Here is a 21,827-nt window from a genome sequence, read left to right on the forward strand (position 1 = left end):
ACCATGAGGTCCACTGTAATGCACCGCCCAGCCCGAGGTCCCCGGTCCGCGGTTACCTGGCCATCTCTTCCTTGAGGGCCTGGACGAAGGCGTCGACGTCGTCCTCGGTGGTGTCGAAGGCGCACATCCAGCGCACGTCGCCGGCCGCCTCGTCCCAGAAGTAGAAACGGAATCGGCTCTGCAGGCGTACGCCCACGTCGTGGGGCAGCCGGGCGAAGACGGCGTTGGCCTGGACGGGGTGCAGGATCTCCACCCCGTCGACCGTGCGCACCCCGTCGGCGAGCCGCTGCGCCATGGCGTTGCTGTGCCGGGCGTTGCGCAGCCACAGATCGCCCGCCAGCAGCGCCTCCAACTGCACGGAGACGAACCGCATCTTGGAGCTGAGCTGCATCGACAGCTTGCGCAGCCGCTTCATCGCGCGCACCGCGTCCGGGTCGATGACGACGACGGCCTCGCCGAAGATCGCGCCGTTCTTCGTGCCGCCGTAACTCAGCACGTCCACACCGACGGTGTTGGTGAAGGTGCGCATCGGTACGTCGAGGAAGGCGGCGGCGTTGGATATCCGCGCCCCGTCGAGGTGGACCTTCATGCCCCGCCCGTGGGCGTGCTCGCACAGCGCGCGGATCTCGTCCGGCGTGTAGACGGTGCCCAGTTCGGTGTTCTGGGTGATCGACACGACCTGCGGCATGGCGCGGTGCTCGTCGTCGAAGCCCCACGCCTGCCGGTCGACCAGCTCCGGGGTGAGTTTGCCGTCCGGGGTGGGCACGGTCAGCAGTTTGAGCCCGCCGACCCGCTCGGGCGCACCGCCCTCGTCCACGTTGATGTGCGCGGACTCGGCGCAGATGACCGCACCCCAGCGGTCGGTCATGGCCTGGAGCGCCACGACGTTCGCCCCGGTGCCGTTGAAGACGGGGAACGCCTTGGCGGTGGGGCCGAAGTGGCCGTGCATGACGCGCTGGAGATGGTCGGTGTACTCGTCCTCGCCGTACGCGATCTGGTGGCCGCCGTTGGCGACGGCGAGCGCGGCCAGCACCTCGGGGTGGGCGCCGGCGTAGTTGTCGCTGGCGAAGCCGCGCGTTGCGGGGTCGTGGTGCGCACGCGCGGCCGTCGTACGGGCCCTCATGACTCGGGGGTCAGCCACAGGCGGTTTCCGTTCACTTCACCGGCGGGCCGGTCCCAGACCCCGGCGATGGCGTCGGCCAGCTCTCCGGCGTCCGTGAAGCCCGCGAACTTCGCATTGGGGCGCTCGGCGCGCATCGCGTCGTGCACCAGTGCCTTGATGACCAGGATCGCAGCCGCCGCGCGCGGTCCTTCGTCGCCCCCGGCCTTGCGGAAGTCGTCCCCCAGCGCCAGCGTCCACGCCTCGGCGGCCGCCTTGGCCGCCGCGTAGGCGGCGTTGCCCGCCGTGGGTTTGCTCGCGCCGGCGGCGCTGACCAGTACGTAGCGACCGCGGTCGCTGCGCAGCAGCCCGTCGTGGAAGGCGAGCGAGGTGTGCTGGACGGTGCGGATCAGCAGCTTCTCCAGCAGGTCCCAGTCGGCGAGGTCGGTGTCGGCGAAGGTCTTGCCGCCGCGCCAGCCGCCGACGAGGTGGACCAGCCCATCGACCCCGCCCCGGCCCCTTCCGTGGTCCTGCTCGGTCCTGGCCGCCCACGCGCGGGTGGCAGCCGGATCGAGGAGGTCGACGGTCTCGCCGGTGACGGTGGCGCCGCTGTGCGCGCGGCGGGCGGCGTCGACGGCCTCCGCGAGGCTCTCCGCGTCCGCGTCGGCGCCGACGACGGTCGCGCCCGCTCCGGCCAGGCGCACCAGGGTGGCGCGCCCGGCGGGTCCGCCCGCTCCGGCGACCGCCACGACGGCGCCGTCCAGCGCGCCCGTCCCGTTGCTTGCGCTCATGGTCGTCGTCTCCGTCATCCCGGTGTCCCCCGTGTCGGCGTTGTCGTGGTCGGCCGCGCTGTCGCGGCCCGGTCGGTTGGCGGCCTCACGCGGCTCGCTGCTCGGCACCGGCCGCCGTGATGCCCTTGGTCGAGGCGATCACGGTCTTGAGCTTCTTGGCCAGTGCCTCGTAGAACATGCTGAGCGGAAACTCGTCGGGAAGCACGTCGTCCACCAGCTTGCGCGGGGGCAGATCCAGGTTGAGGGCGTCCGGGCCCTTGGCCCAGGTCGATCCGGGGTGCGGGGCCAGATAGGTGGAGACGAGGTCGTAGGCGGCGAACCAGTGGACCAGCTTCGGGCGGTCGATACCGGCCCGGTAGAGCGTCTCGATCTCGTCCAGGAGCCGCTGGGTGACGTGCGGGGCCCTGTCCCAGTCGATGCGCAGGGTGTTGTCGGTCCAGCGCACCACGTCGTGCTTGTGGAGGTAGGAGAAGAGCAGCTGGCCGCCGAGGCCGTCGTAGTTGCGCTCGCGGGCGCCGGTGACGGGGAAGCGGAACATCCGGTCGAAGAGCACCGCGTACTGCACGTCGCGGCCCTGCGTGACGCCGTCGGCCTGGAGTTTCACGGCCTCCCGGAAGGCGGTGAGGTCGCAGCGCAGCTCCTCCAGGCCGTACATCCAGAACGGCTGGCGCTGCTTGATCATGAAGGGGTCGAACGGGAGGTCGCCGTGGCTGTGGGTGCGGTCGTGGATCATGTCCCAGAGCACGAACGCCTGCTGGCACCGGTCCTGGTCGCCGACCATCTCGCGGATGTCCTCGGGGAGTTCCACCCCGAGAATGCCGACGGCGGCCTCGGTGACGCGGCGGAAGCGGGCCGCCTCGCGGTCGCAGAAGATACCGCCCCAGCTGAACCGTTCGGGGGCCTGCCGGACGGCGATCGTCTCGGGGAAGAGGACCGCGGAGTTGGTGTCGTACCCGGCGGTGAAGTCCTCGAAGGTGATGCCGCAGAAGAGGGGGTTGTCGTAGCGGGTGCGCTCCAGTTCGGAGAGCCACTCGGGCCAGACCATGCGCAGGACGACCGCTTCGAGGTTGCGGTCCGGGTTGCCGTTCTGCGTGTACATGGGGAAGACGACCAGGTGCTGGAGCCGGTCCACGCGGTCGGCCGCCGGCTGGAAGGCCAGCAGCGAGTCCAGGAAGTCGGGTACGCCGAAGGCGCCGTCGGCCCACTTGCGGAGGTCCGAGACGAGCGCCCGGTGGTAGTCGGCGTCGTGCGGCAGCAGGGGTGAGAGCTGCTCGACGGCGGCGATCACTCGGTCGAGCGTGACATCGACGACGGCGCGCGCGGGCGCCTGTTCCGCGTCGAGGTCTATGGAGCCGTCCTTGGACTGCCAAGGGCGGATCTCCTCGACGGCGTTCTTGAGCTCGGTCCAGGCGGGGTGCTCGACCACCCGCTCGTCGTCGGCCGTATGCCGTGCGGTCCGGTCCTGCACAAGAATTTCCGTCATGTCACGTCCTCCACGGGAGAAGCGGGCGTCAAAGCACCGTATAGGTCTCTGATTCTCCCGTACAAGGGAGCGCGAGACAAATTATCCTGCCGCGCCCAAGGTCTACGGGCGATTTTCCTGCTGTTGGTGGCACGGACGGCAGGCTCCGGCGCGCACGGCTCCGACCCGGGTCCGTCCGGCGCGCCGACCGTTAGGCTGCCGCCGTGCCGCGTGGGGCACCAGCGCCGCGCGGGAGCCGCCGACGACGGAAGCGAGTCAGCCTTGACTTTCCTCACCATCGGTCATCGTGGAGTGATGGGTGTCGAACCGGAGAACACCCTGCGCTCCTTCCTGCACGCCGAACGAGCCGGTATGGACGCCATCGAGCTCGACCTTCACCTGAGCAAGGACGGCGCACTGGTCGTCATGCACGACGCCGAACTGGACCGTACGACGGACGGCACGGGCCCGATCGCCGACCGGACCCTCGCCGAGCTGCGGGAGCTCGACGCGGGTCGGGGCGAGCGTGTGCCGGTCTTCGAGGAGGTCCTGGACGCGGTGGGATCCCCGCTCCAGGCGGAGATCAAGGATGTGGCGGCGGCCCGCGCGCTGGCCGAGGTGATGCACCGGCGGAAGCTGGTGGGGCGGGTGGAGGTGTCCTCGTTCCACGACGAGGCCGTCGCCGAGATCTCCGCCCTGGTGCCGGGTGTGCGGACGGTGCTGATCGCCAGCCGCTGGGGCGCCGACGTGGTCGACAGGGCGGTCGCGGTGGGTGCCGACTCGCTCGCGCTGAACATCCGGCGCCTGACGCTGGAGGTCGTCGAGCGCGCGCACGCGGCGGAGCTCGGGGTCATCGGGTGGGTCGTGAACACACCGGACCAGTTGCGGCTCGTCAGGGCGTTCGGGCTGGACGGGGCGACCACCGACTTCCCGGAGATCCGGCGCACCGGCCGGTTCACGGCCTGACGGGCCATGCCGCTGCGGCCACGCCCGGCCGGGGCGGCGCCGTCCCGCCCGGGCGTGGCCGCAGCGCCGGGCGCCGTCGGTCAGGCGTCCAGGTCAGACCTCCGGGTCCAGCGCCTTGACCAGCAGTTCGAACGCCAGGTCGTCGCGCCGCGGTATACCGAAACGCTCGTCACCGTACGGGAAGGGGGTCAGCTGTCCCGTACGGCGGTAGCCGCGGCGCTCGTACCAGGCGATGAGGTCCTCTCGCTGGATGATCACGCTCATGTGCATCTCACCGGCGCCCCAGTCCGCGCCGGCGCGGCGCTCCGCCTCGGCCATGACGCGCTTGCCCAGACCGCCGCCCTGGGCGTCCGGGTGGACGGCGAACATGCCGAAGTACGCGGCGGGGCCGCGGTGCTCCAGCTGACAGCAGGCGACCAGCACGCCGTCCGCCTCGACCATCAGCAGCCGGCTGCCGGGGGCCTCGATCACTTCGAGGACACCCCGCTCGTCGGTGCGCTGGCCGCCCAGCAGATCGGTCTCCGAGGTCCAGGAGGCGCGGGCGTCCTTGCCGCGGTAGGCGGCCTCTATGAGTGCGACGAGCGACGTGACGTCTTCCGCCGTGGCGTCCCGGTAGGTGAGCCGACCGGGAGCGTGTGGTGCGGTGTTCATGGCGCGCGTTCTCCGATTCTCGGCCGCGGGGGGCGGCGCGCCGAGCCTAACCCCACTTCCCGGAGGCATGTCAGTGGGGTGCGCGGACCGATCGTCCGGTCCGCGCACCCCTCACGACTGCCTCTCGGCGCCCTCCTCGGCGCTCGCCCGCGGGGGCGCGGCACCTGCCCGCCGGCTGACCGCGCCGCCCGCCGGGGTCTTCGTACCTCCCGGCGGCCGGCGCGGACGGAGACCCGTTACCTCGGCGGTGTCGGCCGGGTCGCGGTGAGCCCGATCTGCTTCTTGAGCATCCGCCCGCCGTCACCGGTGAGCCGGAGGTAGTAGTCGGACGAGCAGGACGTGCCGTCCTCGTCGAGCGCCCAGATGCCGGAGCCCGAGGGGACCATCGAGCCGTTCTCCGCCGTCTCGGCGATCTGGTTGCCCTCGTTGTACTCGTCGAACATGGAGATGTAGATCCCCGCGACGTTCAGCCGGCACATGTTGCAGAACTGCCGCCACATGAAGTCGCCGTGCGCGCGGTGCCTGGACTGGAGGTCTCCCGGCATCACACACGGCTGGTAGTCGATGCCACTGGCGTCGCAGTCGGCCTTGTCGGGAGTGTTGACGTCCCGGTGGAACCGGTCGGCCTGGGCGACGGTGCCCATCCGTCCGACCATCCACGGCGAGATCATGTCGAACGCGTGGTAGACACCGGAGAAGCCGAGCCTGGAGTCGCTGTTGCCGTTGCGCCAGTGCGTGGGCACACCGCCGATGACGTAACAGCCCTGTTCCTTGAACCAGTTGATGACGTCCAGGCGCTCCGGCGGCGCGAACGGGCGCTTGTCGTCGGCGAATCCGAAGCCCCAGATGCAGACGACGGGCTTGCCGTTCTGCTTGGCGTACATGCTCGAAGACGTGTACGCCTTCATCTTGTCGGTCCAGTCCTGCTTGATCTCCGACTGCATCGCCCGCCAGTCGGTGACGTCGTACATGATGTAGAACTTCCGGCCGATCGCCTCCGCCGACTGGCGCACCTTGCGCGCCATCGCGTCCCGGATCGGACCTTCGCCGCCCATGGGGCTGAACCGCTGGAGCGCGGCGGTGTCGCAGTTGTTCTCGCGCATCCACCGGAAGTGGGTGTCGACGGTCTGCTGGTCGTGCGAGGAGAACAGCGAGGCCGGCTGCCCGTTGTTCAGATTCGGATAGGCCGTGGGGAAAGTACGTGTGTACTCCCGCATATCGGGCCACGACTTGATGGTCGTATTGCTGAGGGACGGCGGCTGGCCGGCGTTCTGGCTCCAGTGCCACCAGCTGTCGATGGGGGAACCGTCCCCCTTGCAGGCGAACCAGCCCTGGTACCCGACGCCGATCTTGCCGACCACGTCGCCGGGGGGACTCGCGGCGGGTGCCGCCTGCCTGGGCCCTGCCACGCGGTACGGGCGCGGCGCCCGCCTGCTGACTGCCGAGGACACCACCGGCCGCTGCTGTGCCGGCCAGCGCCGATGCGATGACGGCGCGTCTTGAAATACTCACGGAGTATTTACTCCCACTAGAAATCTGCCTGAAATACGGGAATCCACGGAGGTAGGGGAATTACAGGCGGCGGCAGCCCGCCCGCCTCCACGGCGCACCATCGCAAAGTAACCGCTTCCGGATGGCTGCCACAAGGCCCGTGCGGAGGCTTTGTCCAGACCAATTCAAATGAACTTGTCAGCCTATTTTCTTTACGTTTTCCGTTTCCAGCGGAATGCGAAAAGCACGTGGTTTCCGCGCCCTTGATCGCGGACGTGTCCCCCCGGTGCGCTCCCCCCGTGTCTCCCTGCGCTCGCGTGCGCCTCGAACGACTGGGGCATTTCACCGTTGACACCGTTCGTATGGACATCGTTGGAGCCGGGACCCGCCCCGAAGGGCGGACCCCGGGCGAGGGGGAGGTGCGGGGTGCACGGACCGGCGACGGCCGGCTGGCTGGTCGTGGTGCTCTGCGCGGCGGCCGGCACCCACTGTCTGCTCCGGCTGCGCAGGGCCAGGGCCACGGGGCGCGGCTCGGCGGGCGGCAGGACCGAGGGCACGGCGGGCGGTGAGGCCCTGATGGGGTTCGGGATGGCGGCGATGGCCGTACCGGCCGCGGTGGTCACACCCCCGCGCTATGTCTGGCTGGCGTACGTGGTGGTGTTCGGGGTCGCCGCGCTGCGTGCGCTGGGACCGGCCCGCAGGACGTCGCACCATCTGCACCATCTCCTGGGCATGCTCGCCATGGTCTACATGTCGGTGGCGATGGCCCTGCTGCCGGGCGGTACGCACGGCGCGCACAGCGCGGGCGGGACGCCGCTGGCCACGGGTGTGCTGCTGATCTACTACGCGGGATACGTGCTGTGGACGGGCGCCCGGCTGCTCCCGTTGCAGACCGTGACCGTGGCGGAGGGCGGGGGCCCGGTGGGGGCGGGCGCCGCCGATCACGCCGCCGGCGGCGTGGTCGGCGGCGCCGCGGGGGACGTCCGGCCGGCGGGCGCACCGACGGGGGTCGTGACGGATACGGCACCGGAGATGGCGAGGGACGCGCCGACCGGCCTCTGCGAGGACGGGCCGGAGCTGGCGCTGGCCTGCCGGCTGTCCATGGGCATCGCGATGCTGGCGATGCTGCTCACTCTCTGAGGGGGCGACCGGCGGTTCCGGCGACCGACGCCCCGGAGCGGGCCGCAGGCGGCCCGTAGGACACACCCGCGACGACCGTGTCCTGCGTCACTTGACGCCCGCGGCCGACCCCGTGAGCGGCGCCGCACTCATAAACTGGCGACCATGATGGTCTCCCTCGTGCTGCTGACGCTCGGTGCGCTGGCCGCAGTGGTCGCCCCGCGGCTGCTGGCCCGCGCCGAATGGCCCGAGCGCGAGCCGGTGGTGGCCCTCTGGGTCTGGCAGTGCGTGGTGGCCGCCGTTCTGCTGTGCTTCGCGCTCGCCATGACGTTCAGCGCGGCGGCGGCCTGGCTGGCCGTACGGGGGCATGTCTTCGCCCCCGCCCCGAGCGGGGTCGTCGAGGCGTACGCGCTCGGCGCGCACCGCCCGTGGTCGGCGGCGCTGGCCCTCATCCTGGCGGCAGGCGGGGTGTGGACGGGCGCCATGCTCACCCGTGAGATCCACCGGGCGCACACGCGCCGCAAGCGGCGCCGTACCGAACTGCTCGTGCGCTCACCGCTGTTGCCCGGCGAGGAGCCCGGCGAGGGCCCGCTGGTCGTCCTGGAGGGCGAGCGTCCGGGAGCCTGGTGGCTACCGGGAGCCGCACCCCAACTCGTCATCACCACGGCCGCCTTGCGACGGCTCAAGGGCCGTCAGCTCGATGCCGTGCTGGCCCATGAGCAGGGTCACGCCCGCGCCCGGCACGACTGGCTGCTGCACTGCTCGTCGGCGCTGGCCAACGGATTCCCCCAAGTACCGGTGTTCGCCGCGTTCCAGGCCGAGATGCACCGCCTGGTCGAACTGGCCGCCGACGACGTCGCCTCGCGCCGCTTCGGCCGGCTGACGATCGCGCTCGCCCTGGTCGAACTGAACGAGGACCGTGGGGTGTTCGGCCCCTGCCCGACGCCCGACGGCGAGTTGCCGCGCCGGGTGGACCGGCTGCTGACACCGCTCCCCCGGCTGACGGCGGGCCGTCGGCTGCGGCTCACGGCCGCGGCGGCGCTGGTGCCCGCCGTTCCGCTCGTGATCGCCTTCATCCCGGCACTACGCGCGCTGGGATAGCTTGGCGGGCCCTTCGTCGTAAGGATCACCCCATGCAATCCCCCGCGGTCCCCCCGGCGCCACGGCCGGCCTCGCCGGCACCGTCCACACCGCCCGGACCCGTGACGACGGCCCGCGTCGGCGCGGTGCTCGGTGTGGCCTCCCTGATCCTGCTGGCGCTCGTCGCCCCCGAGTGGGGCCCGCTGCTCACCCTGGACCGGACCGTAGCGGTGGATCTGCACCGGTGGGCGGTCGCCGAGCCGGGGCTCACCCACGCGAACCGGATCCTCACGGGCTGGGTGTGGGACCCGTGGACGATGCGTCTGCTGACCGCTGTCGCCTTCTTCGTCCTCTGGTTCCGCCGCGAGCGCCTGCTCGCCTGCTGGGTCGCCCTGACGAGCCTGGTGGGCGCCCTGGTGTCGCAGGGGCTGAAGGCCGCCGTCGGCCGCGAGCGCCCCAGTTGGCCCGACCCGGTCGACTCGGCGCATTTCGCGGCGTTCCCCTCGGGCCACGCGATGACCGCCGCCGTCACCGTCGGCACGCTGCTGTGGCTGCTGCGACGGCACGGCGTGAGCGGTCCGCTGTGGCGTGTCGCGCTGGTGGTGGGGGTGGTGTCGGTGCTCGGCGTCGGGTTCACCCGGGTCTGGCTGGGGGTGCACTGGAGTTCGGACGTGGTGGCCGGCTGGCTGTTCGGAGCGTGTCTGGTGGCCCTGTCCGTCGCGACTTACGAAGGACGGGCCTTGTCCCGGTGGTGGTGACCCGGCAAGGATCGGGTCCATGAAGATCAAGGGTGTGCTTTTCGACTTCTCAGGGACTCTGTTCCGCATCGAATCGGCCGGCTCCTGGCTCCGGTCCGCACTCGACGAATTGAGCGTTGCGGTGCCGCCCGCCGAGGTCCGGCGGTACGCGGTCCAGCTCGCCGTGGCGGGGGCACTGCCCGGCGGTCCCTCGCCGCAGGAGGTTCCGTCGGAGCTGGCCGGGCTGTGGGCGACACGTGACGAGAGCGCCGAGCTGCACAGGGCCGCGTACACGGGTCTGGCCCGGCAGGTCGCGCTCCCGGACCCGCGGCTGTACGACGCGCTCTACGAGCGCCACCGGACGCCGGACGCCTGGCGCCCGTACGCCGACACGGCGGAAGTTCTCGGCACCCTCAAGCGCGAGGGCATCGGCGTCGGCGTGATCAGCAACATCGGCTGGGACCTGCGTCCGGTCTTCCGCGCCCACGCCATGGACGACCTCGTGGACGCCTACGTGCTGTCGTACGAGCACGGCATCCAGAAACCGGACGTACGCCTCTTCGGCGCCGCTTGTGAGGCCATCGGGCAGGATCCGCGCGATGTGCTGATGGTCGGGGACGACCGGGAGGCCGACGGCGGCGCGGCCGAACTGGGCTGTGCGGTGCACTTCGTCGACCATCTGCCGGTGGAGGAGCGCCCGGCGGGCCTGCGGCCCGTTCTCGCCCTCACACGCTGAGAGAAGCCCGCACCGTCCCCCGGAGCGGCGGATGTCGCCCTCAGGCGTGCGGAGGGCGTGCGCGACGCCGAACGTCCGGGTGTCGAACCGGTCCGGGTGCGGGACCACTTCACGGGGCGGGCACCGGTGCCCGCCCCGGAGTGGTGCGCACGTCGCCCGACCTGAACCGCCCGGGGACCGCGAGGCCACGACGCCGGACCGGGGGACCTCGTCGAGCGCCCGCCGGAACCGCTTCGGGCGCCCGGAAGCGGGCGATGCGCGGGTACCGGTCCGGATGGCCGAAGTTCGCCACTTGACCGGATCATGTCAGCCCTCCACGATGTGGCGCGAACAACCGGCCGCCGCACGCCATGTACGGCGGCCGAGCCCCCCACACGACTCCCCATCCAGGAGACAACATGCGACTTCGCGTACGCGAGGCCAGATGGAAGGCCGCCACCCTCGCGGCCATGCTGGCACTCGCCGTGGCCGTCCCCTTCACGGCCGAGGCGGCGCCCCCGGATCCGAAGGCCGTGCCCGAGTCCCCCGTGGCCGCCGAAGAGCGCGTCAGGCAGTACGAGATACCCGGCGTGGCCGACGTCATGGGCCGTACCGCCCTCGCCTCCAGCGGCGTATCGGTGGACGAGGCGGGTGAGCGCTCGACGGTCGTCAGCGCCACCGACACCCAGGCGCGGCAGCTGCGCGCGGAGGGCTACCGGCTCGACGTGCTGCCCGGCCCGCCCGCCAGGACGAACGGCAGGGCCGCCGAGCCGTTGGACTTCCCGTCGGCCGACTCGCGCTATCACAACTACGCCGAGATGAACGCCGAGATCAACCAGCGGATCGCGGCTCACCCCAACCTGATCAGCAAGCGCGTCATCGGCAAGAGCTACGAGGGCCGGGACATCATCGCCGTCAAGATCAGCGACAACGTGGCGACGGACGAGAACGAACCCGAGGTGCTGTTCACGCACCACCAGCACGCCCGCGAGCACCTCACCGTCGAGATGGCGCTCTATCTGATCCGCGAGCTCGGTGACACCTACGGCACCGACTCACGCGTCACCAACGCCGTGAACAACCGGGAGATCTGGATCGTCCCGGACGTCAATCCGGACGGCGGCGAGTACGACATCGCCACCGGTTCCTACCGGAGCTGGCGCCTGAACCGTCAGCCCAACTCCGGTTCCTCGGCCATCGGTACGGACCTGAACCGCAACTGGGCCTTCCAGTGGGGCTGCTGTGGCGGCTCCTCCGGCACCCCCGGCTCCGAGACGTACCGCGGCGCGCGCGCCGAGTCCGCCCCGGAGGTCGAGGTGGTCGCGGACTTCGCGCGCAGCCGGGTCGTCGGCGGCAAGCAGCAGCTCAAGGCGGCGATCGACTTCCACACGTACAGCGAGCTGGTGCTGTGGCCGTACGGCTACACGCGGGCCGACACCGCTCCCGGCATGACGATCGACGACCGGAACGCCTTCGCCGCCGTCGGCGGGAAGATGGCCGCGAGCAACGGCTACACCGCGGAGCAGGCGAGCGACCTCTACATCACGGACGGGTCGATCGACGACTGGCTGTGGGGGAACCAGAAGATCTTCGCGTACACCTTCGAGATGTACCCGGGCAGCGCCGGCGGTGGTGGTTTCTACCCGCCCGACGAGGTGATCGAGCGCGAGACGAGCCGCAACCGGGACGCGGTGCTCCAACTCCTGGAGAACGCCGACTGCATGTACCGGTCGATCGGCAAGGAATCGCAGTACTGCACGGCCTGACATCCCGTCACCGTCCCGGACAGGGACGGTGGTAAAACTGTCTGTCTTGGGCGATCCCCCGCGCCGCCCAAGACAGACAGCCTTCACCCACGCCGACCAGGCCCGATGGGCGGTCCGCGGGGACGTGCCGAGTATACTGGCTAGGAGCCAGTCAACGCAGGAGTCCAGCATGTCCCCGCGGAGCCCATCGGTCAATGAAGAACTTCGCCGGCGTTCTCGCGAACGGCTTCTGCAGGCCACCGTGGAGCTGGTCGAGGAGCGGGGGTTCGACGGAACGACGCTGGCAGACATCGCCGACCGGGCGGGAGCGGCACGCGGACTGGTCTCGTACTACTTCCCCGGGAAGCGGTCGATGTTCCAGTCGGCCGTGCACCGGCTGATGCACCGCACCCTGGAAGCGGCGCTGGAGCGTGAGCCCCGTACCGATGACGGCCGGGAGCTGCTGGCACGCGCCATCGACGCCGTACTGGGCCTCACGGTCGACCATCCGGTGGTGATGCGTGCCCATATGGCCGGGATTCTCCAGGCCGAGGGCTTCGTCCAGTGCCCCGAGCAGCAGCGGCTCGCGGAGCTGCTGCGCGAGACGATGGTGCGGTACGGCTCGACGGACGTGGACAGCGACTATCCGCTGCTGCGCGCGCTGATGATGGGCGCGGTGTTCGCGATTCTGCTGCCGGGGGCGGCGATGCCGCTGGCCAGCCTGCGGGACGAGCTGTTCCACCGCTTCGGTCTGGACCCGGCGTACGCCGTTCGGCCGGACGGGGAGCCCGCCCGGCGGAACGGCCGGTGACTTAGAAGTCCTCGAAGTAGTCGGGCTGCGTCTGGACGTTGAGCTCGTCCATCTTCACCCTCTTCGCCTCGTCCGTCCGGCGGTCGTCGAGCTTGATGACGTCCAGACCCTTGGCGATGTCGTTCGAGTAGATGTAACCGTTGTAGTAGTACGCCGACCAGGGGCCGGCCGTGGTGACCTGGTCGAGGGTGACCGGGCCGCGCTCGAAGTAGCCGATCTCCTTCGGCTTCGAGGAGTTGGTGAAGTCCCAGACCGAGATACCGCCCTGGTACCAGGCCTGGACCATGATGTCCTTGCCCTTGACCGGGATCAGCGATCCGTTGTGCGCCACGCACACCTCGGCGTCCGCCTGCGGACGGTCGATCTTGAAGTAGCTCTTGAACTCCAGCGTCCGCTTGTCGCCCTTGCCGAGGATGTCGTAGATGCCGTTGGCGCCGCGCTTCGGGCCGATCTCCTCGTTGCAGGTGGCCGCGCCGCCGCCGCCGAGCTCGTCGGTGAAGACGACCTTGTTGGCGCGCTGGTTGAAGGTCGCCGAGTGCCAGAAGGCGAAGTTGACGTTGTCCTGGACGCGGTCGATGATCCGCGGCGTCTCCGGGTCCTTGATGTCGAACAGGATGCCGTCACCCATGCAGGCACCGGCGGCGAGGTCCCTGGACGGGAGCACCGTGATGTCGTGGCAGCCGGTGGTCGCCGAGACGCCCGGGTTGGTGGGCGCGCCGGGGTTGCCGCCGTCCGGGAACAGGACCGGGAAGTCGACGATCTTCGACTGCTCGGGGGCCTTGCGGGGCACCTTGATGATGCTGATGCCGTCGTGCGGCGGCTGGCAGTCCGGGAACGTGGCGCTGGGCGAGTACGAGGAGACGTACACGTACACGTTCTTGCGCTCCGGCACCAGCGTGTGCGTGTGCGAACCACACGCGGTCTCGACGGCCGCGACGTACTCGGGGTTCCGCTTGTCGCTGATGTCGAAGATCTTCATGCCCTCCCAGGAGGACTTCTCCGTCGCCGGCTGCGAGACGCTGGAGCAGGAGTTGTCACTGCGTGAGGCGTCCGTCGACAGGAAGAGCAGGTCGCCCGAGACGGAGATGTCGTTCTGGCCACCGGGGCACAGGACCTGCGCGACGGTCTTCGGCTTCGACGGCTTGCTGATGTCGAAGATCCGGAAGCCGTCGTAGTTGCCGGAGAAGGCGTACTTCCCCTGGAAGGCTATGTCAGAGTTGGTCCCCTTCAGGTGGTCCTTGGGGACGTTGACGACATGGCTCATGTTGTCGCTGTGGATGATCTCGTCCACACCGGGTATGTCGTTGTTCTCGATGGCCCTCTTGGCCTCGGCCTGCTGGCTCTTGGAGGTCTCCTCCTTGGCCGGCTTGTCACCGGGGTCGGGCGTGGCGACCGCCGGTCCGGCGGCCAGCAGTGTGGCGAAGAGCCCGGCGGCAGCGGCTGCTGCCACGCCCAGACGTCTGCGCCGCACGCGCGTGGTGTGCAACGAAGTCACTGCGTCCTCCCTTATACCCGTTCTCAGTTGAACGGCTTACGGACCTGGGCAGTATCGTCCTTCTCATGTACATCACAACAGATGGCAACCTAGATGTAATGAAAGTTTTCGATCACTCGTGTCCGTAAGCGTGTTAGGAAAGTGCCTAACCAGATGCCACATACACGTCAAGCACCCCAGGAGGTCACCGTGTTGATCCGGACCAGGAGTCCGCGTGTCCTCCGGCCTGTCGTGGCTGCCGCGGCCCTCGTCGCCCTACTCGCCCTGGGCGCCTGCGACTCGGGGGACGACGGTGCGAAGAGTGAGACCAGGAGCGGGGCCACGGGGCAGATCGTCGCCCCGGGCAAGCCCGGCGAGAAGTCCAGGACCCTCTCCCCTGAGGAGGCGGCGAAGGAACTCCCGGACAACACGCCCAACTCGTCCGACTACGGTTACGCGGCGATGATGATCACGCATCACAGCCAGGCGCTGGTGATGTCCGAACTCGCCCCGGACCGCGCGGGATCCGGCCAGGTGAAGCGGCTCGCCGAGCGCATCAACGCCTCGCAGAAGCCGGAGATCGGCGCCATGGAGGGCTGGCTGAAGCTCAACGGCGGCGAGGAGAAGGCGAAGAAGGAAGGCGGCCACGACCACGGCGCGATGGACATGCCGGGCATGGCCACCGACGCCCAGCTGGCGAAGCTGCGTGCCGCGAAGGGCAAGGCGTTCGACGAGCTCTTCATCAGCCTCATGATCACGCACCACCAGGGTGCGGTCACGATGGCCACCGACGCCCTCTCGGCGGGCAACAACGTCCAGCTCGAAGAGATGGCCGGCGACGTGATCGCCCAGCAGACGTCCGAGATCAACCGGATGCGCTCGCTGTAGGGCGCGCCCGGTGCCGGCACCGGACCGCGGGCGCGCGGGCGTCAGCGGCGGCGGTGACGCGGCGTCAGATACCCGTCTTCGCGGGCACTCGCGATGAGGCTGAGCGACTTGCGGCGCCCGTACCCCGTCGCGCACATCACCACGAGGACCGGGTCCTGGCCCAACTGCTGGGCCCTGCGGTACGTCGCCGCCACACCGCGCCGGTCCGCGCGGTCGGACGACGCGGAGTCGTCCGCGCGGTGCCGGCCGACGGACGCGGGCTCCTCCTCCGACGGAAACCGCACGTCGGCGTCCGGGGATCCGCCCTCGTACTCGTACCCCTCGTCCTCCGCCACCACGGTGACAGCCACGTCCCGCGCAGGGCGCGACGCGGCGCCGGGCGCCGCCGGGCCCGTCGCCCCTTCACCGCCGGGGAGCGGGGAGGCCTCCACCCGGTGCTGTCCCGCCACCACCCCGCGGGCGTACGCGAGCGGCGCCTCGATCCAGGCGCCCAGCTCGGTCAGATCGGCCAGCGGCAGAGGCGGATCGGCCTGCGCGTCCTCGACGGCGATCACGCCGTCCCGCTGGACGGCGAGCACGTCGACGCGGGCCCCGTCGGCGAATGTCAGCCGGATGTCGACCCAGGGCGGCACCAGTTCGTCCGGCGGAAGCTCGCAGCGGGCACCCGGCGGTGTGTCGCAGTTGACCGTTCCGTAGCCCTGCACCTCCCACCGGGGCCAGACGGGGGTCGCGGGCTCACCGGCGGAAGTCATCTCAGGTTCTGACACATTCACCACTTAATCAGGCAATTCTCCCTTATCGTCGTGGTACACACGCCTCGGCACGCATCGCACTCGGTCAGCGCACTCGGTCAGCGCACTGCCGTACCGCCACCGGCAGCGCTTCTTCAAGAGGCCACGGCGCCGCTCCTCCCCGACTCCACCAACCGGTGCGATGCTGGAAGCCTCTCGCCGGAAGGAGTGCGCCGTGCTGCGCATCGCCGTCGTCGGATCGGGCCCCAGCGGGGTCTACACCGCCCAGGCCCTCGTCCAGCAGCCGCTGGTCCCCGGCATCCTCGTGGATGTCCTGGACCGGCTCCCCGCCCCGTACGGACTCGTGCGCTACGGCGTCGCACCGGACCACGAGAAGATCAAGTCGCTCCAGAACACGCTGCGTTCGGTGCTGGAGCACGACCGCGTCCGCTTCCTCGGCAACGTGGAGATCGGCGCGCACGGCCTCACACCCCAGCGGCTGCTGGGTCTCTACCACGCGGTCGTCTACTGCGTCGGCGCCGCCCGGGACCGCCGGCTCGGCATCCCCGGCGAGGAACTGGCGGGCAGCCACTCCGCGACCGACTTCGTCTCCTGGTACAGCGCGCATCCCGACGCCGCGCCCGCGGGCTTCGGGCTCGGCACGCGCTCGGTCGTGGTGATCGGCGTGGGCAACGTCGCCGTCGACGTGGCGCGTGTGCTGGCCCGTGGCGCGGAGGACTTCCGGCCGACGGACGTGCCGCACCCGGCGCTCGGCGCGCTGGCCGGGAGCGCGGTCCGTGACGTGCACATGGCGGGCAGACGGGGCCCCTCGCAGGCGAAGTTCACGACGAAGGAGCTGCGTGAACTGGGCGCGCTGCCCTCGGCGGAGGTACGGGTGGAGCCCGCGGACCTGGCACTCGATCCGGCGTACGCCCCGGTCCCGGTCACCGAAGCGGTCCGGCCGGGGCGGGCCTCGGCGCCGTCCGCCCATCCGCTCGCCGCCGTGAACCGGCGCAACATCGAGGTCGTGCGCGGCTGGGCCGGGACGCCCGATCAGGGCCGGGCGCGCCGTATCCACCTGCGGTTCTTCCTGCGACCGGTGGAACTGCTCGGGACCGCAGGACGGGTGACGGCCGTACGGTTCGAGCGGACCGCGCCGGACGGGTCGGGCGGGGTGCGCGGCACCGGGAGCTTCGAGGAGATCGAGGCGGGGCTCGTGCTGCGGGCGGTCGGCTACCGGGGGGTGCCGCTCGCGGGACTGCCGTTCGACGAGACGTCGGGCACGGTGCCGCATCTGGCGGGGCGGGTGCTGCGGGACGCGGTGGCGTCGCCGGGCGAGTACGTGGCGGGGTGGATCAAGCGCGGCCCGACGGGGGTGATCGGCACGAATCGCGCCTGTGCGAAGGAGACGGTCGTCTCGCTCCTCGCGGACGCGCCGCGGCTGGCCGGGCGCCGGATCGCGGGGGACCCGGCCGACGCGCTCCGGGCCGCCGGGCACCGTCCCGTCGAGTGGCCGGGGTGGCTGGCGATCGAGGACGCGGAGGCGGCGCTCGGGGCGTCGCTGGGGCGTCGGTCGGTGAAGATCCCGGACTGGGAGGGTCTGCTGTCCGCGGCGCGGGGGGCGGACGGGCCGTCTGGTACATAGCGTGAGGGCGGCCGACGCGAGGTGGGCGCGGGCTACGCCGACGACGAGGCGGTGTTCGCCCTCGCCCGCGCGCACGGGGTGCCCCCGCGCGGATCCGGCCGGCCCGGACTCTGGAACGGGGTCCGCACGTCCTGGCCGTCCCGGGCACCGGCGATCCGGACCATCTCGCCGAGAACGTGGTGGCCGGCGCGATCCGGCTGTCGACCGGGGAGATCGCGCCGCTGGGCTCCGTCCACCGGGATGTCGAGCGGACGACCCGGCGGACGTCCGCGTCGGCGGAGCGGGGGCGGGAGCGGGGCGGGAGCGGGGCGGGAGCGGGAGCGGGAGCGGGGCCTTGGAGACCCGCCCCCGAGGCTTCGCGACCGCAACCGCGATCCGCGAGGGACTGTGCGCGGAGGGAAGGGACGGCGCGGCCCGAGGTCCTTGGCCGGTTCGTTGATCGCGAAGCCCGACGGCCCATTAGAGTGACGCCCCGTGGCACGTGAACTCAAAGAAATCGTCGAGTCCGGATGGGCCGACGCCCTCGCCCCTGTCGCCCAACGCATCACCGCGATGGGCGACTTCCTCCGCGCGGAGATCGCCGCCGGACGGACCTATCTGCCCGCCGGGCCGAATGTGCTGCGCGCCTTCCAGCAGCCGTTCGACGAGGTGCGCGTCCTGATCGTCGGCCAGGATCCGTACCCCACACCGGGGCACGCGGTGGGGCTGAGCTTCTCGGTCGCGCCCGACGTACGGCCGGTGCCGGGGAGTCTGGACAACATCTTCCGGGAGATGCACGCGGACATCGGGGCGCCCCGGCCGTCCAACGGCGATCTGACGCCGTGGACCCGGCAGGGTGTGCTGCTGCTCAACAGGGCGCTGACCACCGCTCCCCGCAAACCGGCGGCGCACCGGGGCGAGGGCTGGGAAGAGGTCACCGAGCAGGCCATCCGGGCGCTGGTCGCGCGGAACAAGCCGCTGGTGTCCATCCTGTGGGGGCGCGACGCCCGAAATCTGCGTCCGCTCCTCGGTCCGCTGCCCGCGATCGAGTCGTCGCACCCCTCCCCCATGTCGGCGGACCGGGGCTTCTTCGGCTCGCGTCCGTTCAGCCGCGCCAACGAACTCCTCGTCCAGCAGGGCGCTCAGCCCGTCGACTGGCAACTCCCGTGAGCCCGGTCCTCGGCGTGGACTCGGGCGGGTCCGGACTGCGGATCGCCCTCGGTTCGGTGGACCCGGCCGCGGCCGGCTCGGCGGACGGTGAGGCGCCGGTCCGGACGATCGGCACCGCCGTGTCCACCGAACCGGTACGCACCGGCCCCTCGGGCATCGACCCCGCCCATCTGCTCGAACAGCTGCTGCCCGCCGTGGAGACGCTGCTCGCGCGTGCGGGCACCGAGGCACCCGAGGCCGTCGCGATCGGCGCCGCCGGCATGGCGACGCTCGGCGACGGGCTCCGCGCGGAGCTGCCCGCCGCGCTGGAAAGCGCCCTGGGGGTACGGCGGTTGGCGCTCGCGGCCGACGCCGTCACCGCCTACGCGGGGGCGCTCGGCCAGCGGCCGGGCGCCGTCGTCGCCGCCGGTACGGGGATGATCGCGCTCGGCACCGATCTGGTCACCTGGCAGCGCGCCGACGGCTGGGGACACCTCCTCGGCGACTGCGGCGGCGGCGCCTGGATCGGCCGGGCGGGGCTGGAGGCGGCGATGCGCGCGTACGACGGCCGGCGCGGCGGTTCGACCGCACTGCTGTCCCGGATGGAAGCGGTGTTCGGCCCCGCGCCGGAAATGCCGGGGCTCGTCTATCCGCGTACCGACCGGCCCGCCGTGCTCGCCTCCTTCGCCCCCGAGGTCGCCGGCTGCGCACTCCACGACCCGGTGGCCGCGGAGATCGTCAACGAGGCGGCGAGGAATGTCGCGGACGCGGCCGTCGCGGTGTGTCCGCAGGTCGAGGGGTGTGAAGTCGCCCTGACGGGTGGGTTGTTCAACATGGGCGACCCCCTGCTCGTACCGCTGCGCGCCGAGTTGGCCGACCGGCTGCCGGGGGCCCGGACGGTGTCGGCCGAGGGCGATCCGCTGACCGGCGCGCTCCGGATCGCCGCGGCCCTCTCGACCGGATCGCTCCGACTGCCGCGCGACGGGCGACTGTTGACCGTCCCGACAGAGCGGGACGAATAAGCGGTAAGCAACATATCGAAAAAATATGGACAGATGACACACGACCGGACCCTCCCCGAACAGCCGACCCCACAAAACCAGTAGCATTCGGCGCCATGAGCTCCCCCACTGGGCCGGCACCCGGCCTGCCTGTACGAATGCCCCGACCTCGACAGTCGGGGCGGCACCGTCGACCCGAACCCGTGGCGGCGCCCGAGGGCGCGCCCGCGCTGGTGCTGGCGATGCCCGGCGACCCGAGCCCCGAGGTACGGAGCCTCGGCGAGGAGGTCGTCAGCATCGCCCGCTCCGAACTGCCGGGCCTCGACGCCCGGATCGGCTATCTGGACGGCGACGACGACGAGTACCCCGCGCTGGGCACCGTCCTGGCCCACACCGCCGAGCAGCGTGTCGAGCGCTACGAGCTGGCGAAGGCGGCCGGCCGTGAGGTCAGCGAGCCCGAGGGCATCTCGGCGGTTGTCGTACCGCTGCTCGCGGGTCCCGACAACTCCCTGGTCAGGCGCATACGTCAGGCCGTCGTGGACAGCAAGGCCGTGGCGGAGATGACCGATGTCCTCGGTCCGCACCCGCTGCTCGCCGAGGCGCTGCACGTACGTCTGTCGGAGGCCGGTCTGGCCCGCGCCGACCGGGCGCGCCTCTTCACGGTGGCCACGGCCGCCGACGGCATCATCCTCGCCACGGTGGGCGGCGACGAGGCCGTCCAGGCCGCGGGAATCACCGGGATGCTGCTGGCCGCGCGCCTCGCGGTGCCGGTGATGGCGGCGGCGCTCGACGACGAGGGCGCGGTCGCGGCCATCGCCGAGCAGCTGCGCGACTCCGGTTCGACGCAGCTCGCGCTCGCGCCGTACCTGATCGGACCCGAGCTGCCCGCGGGCCTGCTCGACATCGCGCTCAAGGAGGCCGACTGCGCCGCGTCCGAGCCGCTCGGCGCGTACCCGGCCGTCGGCAAGCTGGTCCTCTCGCAGTACACGAGCGCGCTGGGCATCTCGGCACAGACGCAAGGGTCGCCGGCGCACTGACCGGTCCGGTCCCGCGCGCCGGACGGGCTGTCGGCCCGTCCGGCGCGACCCGTTGGGCGGATCGGCCCTCCCGAGCCCGCTGGGCTCCGCGAGCGGCCTCAGCCGAAGATCACGCACGAGGCGGCGGGCGCCTCGAACGAGCCCGCACGGGACGGCACACCGGTCGCCGGATCGATGTCGAACCAGGTCACGTCCCCGGAGTGCTCGTTCGACACATAGAGCCTGCGTCCAGCCGGGTCCAGCGTGAGGTCACGCGGCCAGCGTCCGCCGCAGTCCACGGTGGTGACCAGGACCGGCCTCTCGCGGCTCTCGTCGAGCGTCAGGACCGCGATGCTGTCGTGCCCGCGCACAGCGGCCCAGAGGTACCTGCCGTCGTGCGAGACGACTATCTCGGAGGCGTAGCCCCCCTCCTCGGCGCCGTCCGGGAGGACGGGGGCCTCGCCGGCCGGCTCCAGCGTGCCCTTGTCGGCGTCCCAGCGGCAGACCGTGAGTGTCGGCTCCAGTTCGTTGAGCACGTACGCGTGGGTGCCCGCCGGGTGGAAGGCGAGGTGGCGCGGTCCCGTGCCGGGACGGAGCACGGTCTCGCCGTGGGGTGTGATCTCTCCGCTGTCGGGGTCGACGGCGCTCGTGCGTACGGAGTCGGTGCCCAGGTCGACGGCGAGCAGCCAGCGTCCGCCCGGGTCGGGCAGAACCTGGTGGGCGTGCGGGCCCTCCTGCCGGTCGGGGTGCGGTCCGCCGCCCTCGTGCCGGAGGATTCCGGCGGCGGCGCCGAGTGTGCCGTCGGCGCGGACGGGCAGGACGGTGACGCTGCCGGAGCCGTAGTTCGCGGTCACCAGGTGTCCGGCGGCGAGGGTGAGATGGGTGGGGCCCGATCCGCGGACCGCCACCGGCTCACCCAGCAGCCGTGGGGCGGACGTGTCGCCGGACGCGCGGGGTGCGACGTCGAAGGCGGCTGCCGCGCCCTCCTCGCCCTCGGAGACGGCGTAGAGCACCGCGCCGTCGGGGGCGAGCGCCAGGTAGGAGGGGTCGGCCAGGGCGTCGGTGGCGCCGGACTCCGTCAGGGCGCCGGTGTCCGTGTCCACGGTGGCGGCGATGATGCCGCGACCGCCCGCCGAGGTGAACGACCCGATGAAGACCCGCTCGCCGGCCGGTCCCTCGGTCCGCTCCTCCGTCCGTCCGCCGCTGCGCCCGTCGCTGCTGCCGTTCACTGGCTGTCCCCTGTCGCTCGATCGCGCTGTGCGTTCCGCGCGTGGTGT

20 protein-coding genes are annotated in these 21,827 nt (G+C 71.3%); 12 read left to right on the top strand and 8 right to left on the bottom strand.

Annotated elements, in window-relative coordinates; genetic code table 11:
• Window positions 1-52 precede the first annotated feature (52 nt).
• The 3 genes from SSPS47_RS02535 to SSPS47_RS02545 all read right to left on the bottom strand — a co-directional run bounded on the left by SSPS47_RS02535 (window position 53) and on the right by SSPS47_RS02545 (window position 3,373).
• Complete coding sequence (locus tag SSPS47_RS02535) at window positions 53-1,123, bottom strand: low specificity L-threonine aldolase (RefSeq protein ID WP_164254355.1); 1,071 nt, start codon at window positions 1,121-1,123, stop codon at window positions 53-55.
• The gene (locus SSPS47_RS02540) at window positions 1,120-1,890 is read right to left on the bottom strand and encodes an SDR family NAD(P)-dependent oxidoreductase (protein WP_164254354.1); all 771 of its coding nucleotides are present in this window, start codon (window positions 1,888-1,890) and stop codon (window positions 1,120-1,122) included. Before SSPS47_RS02540 ends, SSPS47_RS02535 begins: the two co-directional genes overlap by 4 nt.
• An 85-nt stretch (window positions 1,891-1,975) precedes the next feature.
• Entirely contained in the window at window positions 1,976-3,373 is a 1,398-nt protein-coding gene (locus SSPS47_RS02545) for a DUF6421 family protein (protein WP_164248376.1), read from the bottom strand.
• 261 nt (window positions 3,374-3,634) lie between these two features.
• Between SSPS47_RS02545 and SSPS47_RS02550 the strand changes: the two genes are divergently transcribed.
• Window positions 3,635-4,318 (top strand): glycerophosphodiester phosphodiesterase family protein, encoded by a 684-nt coding sequence (locus SSPS47_RS02550; protein WP_147875748.1) that lies wholly within the window; start codon window positions 3,635-3,637, stop codon window positions 4,316-4,318.
• A gap of 93 nt (window positions 4,319-4,411) precedes the next feature.
• Here the strand turns inward: SSPS47_RS02550 and SSPS47_RS02555 are convergent, their stop codons facing one another.
• Complete coding sequence (locus SSPS47_RS02555) at window positions 4,412-4,969, bottom strand: GNAT family N-acetyltransferase (RefSeq protein ID WP_164248378.1); 558 nt, start codon at window positions 4,967-4,969, stop codon at window positions 4,412-4,414.
• Window positions 4,970-5,205: 236 nt separating this feature from the next.
• Complete coding sequence (locus SSPS47_RS02560; RefSeq protein ID WP_239064744.1) at window positions 5,206-6,330, bottom strand: glycoside hydrolase family 71/99-like protein; 1,125 nt, start codon at window positions 6,328-6,330, stop codon at window positions 5,206-5,208.
• Between the two features lie 556 nt (window positions 6,331-6,886).
• Here SSPS47_RS02560 and SSPS47_RS02565 point away from each other — a divergent pair.
• The 6 genes from SSPS47_RS02565 to SSPS47_RS02590 all read left to right on the top strand — a co-directional run bounded on the left by SSPS47_RS02565 (window position 6,887) and on the right by SSPS47_RS02590 (window position 12,667).
• On the top strand, window positions 6,887-7,600 hold the full coding sequence (locus tag SSPS47_RS02565; RefSeq protein WP_164248380.1) for a DUF5134 domain-containing protein: 714 nt from the start codon (window positions 6,887-6,889) through the stop codon (window positions 7,598-7,600).
• A gap of 144 nt (window positions 7,601-7,744) precedes the next feature.
• Window positions 7,745-8,680, top strand: a complete 936-nt coding sequence (locus tag SSPS47_RS02570) for a M56 family metallopeptidase (RefSeq protein WP_164248382.1) — start codon at window positions 7,745-7,747, stop codon at window positions 8,678-8,680.
• Window positions 8,681-8,712: 32 nt separating this feature from the next.
• Window positions 8,713-9,417 (top strand): phosphatase PAP2 family protein, encoded by a 705-nt coding sequence (locus SSPS47_RS02575; protein ID WP_164248384.1) that lies wholly within the window; start codon window positions 8,713-8,715, stop codon window positions 9,415-9,417.
• A 19-nt stretch (window positions 9,418-9,436) separates the two neighbouring features.
• Window positions 9,437-10,132: an HAD-IA family hydrolase gene (locus tag SSPS47_RS02580; RefSeq protein ID WP_164248386.1), complete on the top strand. Its 696-nt coding sequence runs from the start codon at window positions 9,437-9,439 to the stop codon at window positions 10,130-10,132.
• A 398-nt stretch (window positions 10,133-10,530) separates the two neighbouring features.
• On the top strand, window positions 10,531-11,877 hold the full coding sequence (locus SSPS47_RS02585) for a M14 family metallopeptidase (RefSeq protein WP_164248388.1): 1,347 nt from the start codon (window positions 10,531-10,533) through the stop codon (window positions 11,875-11,877).
• Window positions 11,878-12,046: 169 nt separating this feature from the next.
• Window positions 12,047-12,667, top strand: coding sequence for a TetR/AcrR family transcriptional regulator (locus SSPS47_RS02590; protein ID WP_164248390.1), 621 nt, complete (start codon window positions 12,047-12,049; stop codon window positions 12,665-12,667).
• 1 nt (window position 12,668) lies between these two features.
• Here the strand turns inward: SSPS47_RS02590 and SSPS47_RS02595 are convergent, their stop codons facing one another.
• Window positions 12,669-14,162 (bottom strand): hypothetical protein, encoded by a 1,494-nt coding sequence (locus SSPS47_RS02595; RefSeq protein ID WP_164248392.1) that lies wholly within the window; start codon window positions 14,160-14,162, stop codon window positions 12,669-12,671.
• Window positions 14,163-14,315: 153 nt separating this feature from the next.
• On the opposite strand from SSPS47_RS02595, the gene SSPS47_RS02600 reads away from it, so the two are divergent.
• The gene (locus SSPS47_RS02600; protein WP_164248394.1) at window positions 14,316-15,029 is read left to right on the top strand and encodes a DUF305 domain-containing protein; all 714 of its coding nucleotides are present in this window, start codon (window positions 14,316-14,318) and stop codon (window positions 15,027-15,029) included.
• A 41-nt stretch (window positions 15,030-15,070) separates the two neighbouring features.
• On the opposite strand, the gene SSPS47_RS02605 is transcribed toward SSPS47_RS02600, so the two are convergent.
• Window positions 15,071-15,781 carry a DUF6214 family protein gene (locus SSPS47_RS02605; protein WP_239064745.1) on the bottom strand — a complete coding sequence of 237 codons (711 nt, stop codon included), beginning with the start codon at window positions 15,779-15,781 and terminating at the stop codon, window positions 15,071-15,073.
• 214 nt (window positions 15,782-15,995) lie between these two features.
• Here SSPS47_RS02605 and SSPS47_RS02610 point away from each other — a divergent pair, with 214 nt between their 5' ends.
• The 4 genes from SSPS47_RS02610 to SSPS47_RS02625 all read left to right on the top strand — a co-directional run bounded on the left by SSPS47_RS02610 (window position 15,996) and on the right by SSPS47_RS02625 (window position 20,571).
• Entirely contained in the window at window positions 15,996-17,405 is a 1,410-nt protein-coding gene (locus SSPS47_RS02610) for an FAD-dependent oxidoreductase (protein WP_164248396.1), read from the top strand.
• A gap of 474 nt (window positions 17,406-17,879) precedes the next feature.
• Window positions 17,880-18,554 carry a uracil-DNA glycosylase gene (locus tag SSPS47_RS02615; protein ID WP_164248398.1) on the top strand — a complete coding sequence of 225 codons (675 nt, stop codon included), beginning with the start codon at window positions 17,880-17,882 and terminating at the stop codon, window positions 18,552-18,554.
• Entirely contained in the window at window positions 18,551-19,555 is a 1,005-nt protein-coding gene (locus tag SSPS47_RS02620) for a BadF/BadG/BcrA/BcrD ATPase family protein (protein ID WP_239064746.1), read from the top strand. The genes SSPS47_RS02615 and SSPS47_RS02620 overlap by 4 nt, the downstream gene beginning before the upstream one ends.
• A 95-nt stretch (window positions 19,556-19,650) precedes the next feature.
• On the top strand, window positions 19,651-20,571 hold the full coding sequence (locus tag SSPS47_RS02625; RefSeq protein ID WP_147875762.1) for a hypothetical protein: 921 nt from the start codon (window positions 19,651-19,653) through the stop codon (window positions 20,569-20,571).
• Window positions 20,572-20,669: 98 nt separating this feature from the next.
• On the opposite strand, the gene SSPS47_RS02630 is transcribed toward SSPS47_RS02625, so the two are convergent.
• Window positions 20,670-21,701, bottom strand: coding sequence for a lactonase family protein (locus SSPS47_RS02630; protein ID WP_239065207.1), 1,032 nt, complete (start codon window positions 21,699-21,701; stop codon window positions 20,670-20,672).
• Between the last annotated feature and the right edge of the window lie 126 nt (window positions 21,702-21,827).

This window comes from Streptomyces sp. S4.7, assembly GCF_010384365.1.
GTDB lineage: Bacteria > Actinomycetota > Actinomycetes > Streptomycetales > Streptomycetaceae > Streptomyces.

Bases quoted from the DNA above. Each gene is read 5' to 3' on its own strand.
- SSPS47_RS02575 (WP_164248384.1), top strand. From the start codon at position 8,713: ATGCAATCCCCCGCGGTCCCCCCGGCGCCACGGCCGGCCTCGCCGGCA.
- SSPS47_RS02570 (WP_164248382.1), top strand. From the start codon at position 7,745: ATGATGGTCTCCCTCGTGCTGCTGACGCTCGGTGCGCTGGCCGCAGTG.
- SSPS47_RS02605 (WP_239064745.1), bottom strand. From the start codon at position 15,781: ATGACTTCCGCCGGTGAGCCCGCGACCCCCGTCTGGCCCCGGTGGGAG.
- SSPS47_RS02535 (WP_164254355.1), bottom strand. From the start codon at position 1,123: ATGAGGGCCCGTACGACGGCCGCGCGTGCGCACCACGACCCCGCAACG.
- SSPS47_RS02600 (WP_164248394.1), top strand. From the start codon at position 14,316: ATGCCACATACACGTCAAGCACCCCAGGAGGTCACCGTGTTGATCCGG.
- SSPS47_RS02625 (WP_147875762.1), top strand. From the start codon at position 19,651: ATGAGCTCCCCCACTGGGCCGGCACCCGGCCTGCCTGTACGAATGCCC.
- SSPS47_RS02540 (WP_164254354.1), bottom strand. From the start codon at position 1,890: ATGAGCGCAAGCAACGGGACGGGCGCGCTGGACGGCGCCGTCGTGGCG.
- SSPS47_RS02545 (WP_164248376.1), bottom strand. From the start codon at position 3,373: ATGACGGAAATTCTTGTGCAGGACCGGACCGCACGGCATACGGCCGAC.
- SSPS47_RS02580 (WP_164248386.1), top strand. From the start codon at position 9,437: ATGAAGATCAAGGGTGTGCTTTTCGACTTCTCAGGGACTCTGTTCCGC.
- SSPS47_RS02555 (WP_164248378.1), bottom strand. From the start codon at position 4,969: ATGAACACCGCACCACACGCTCCCGGTCGGCTCACCTACCGGGACGCC.
- SSPS47_RS02590 (WP_164248390.1), top strand. From the start codon at position 12,047: ATGTCCCCGCGGAGCCCATCGGTCAATGAAGAACTTCGCCGGCGTTCT.
- SSPS47_RS02585 (WP_164248388.1), top strand. From the start codon at position 10,531: ATGCGACTTCGCGTACGCGAGGCCAGATGGAAGGCCGCCACCCTCGCG.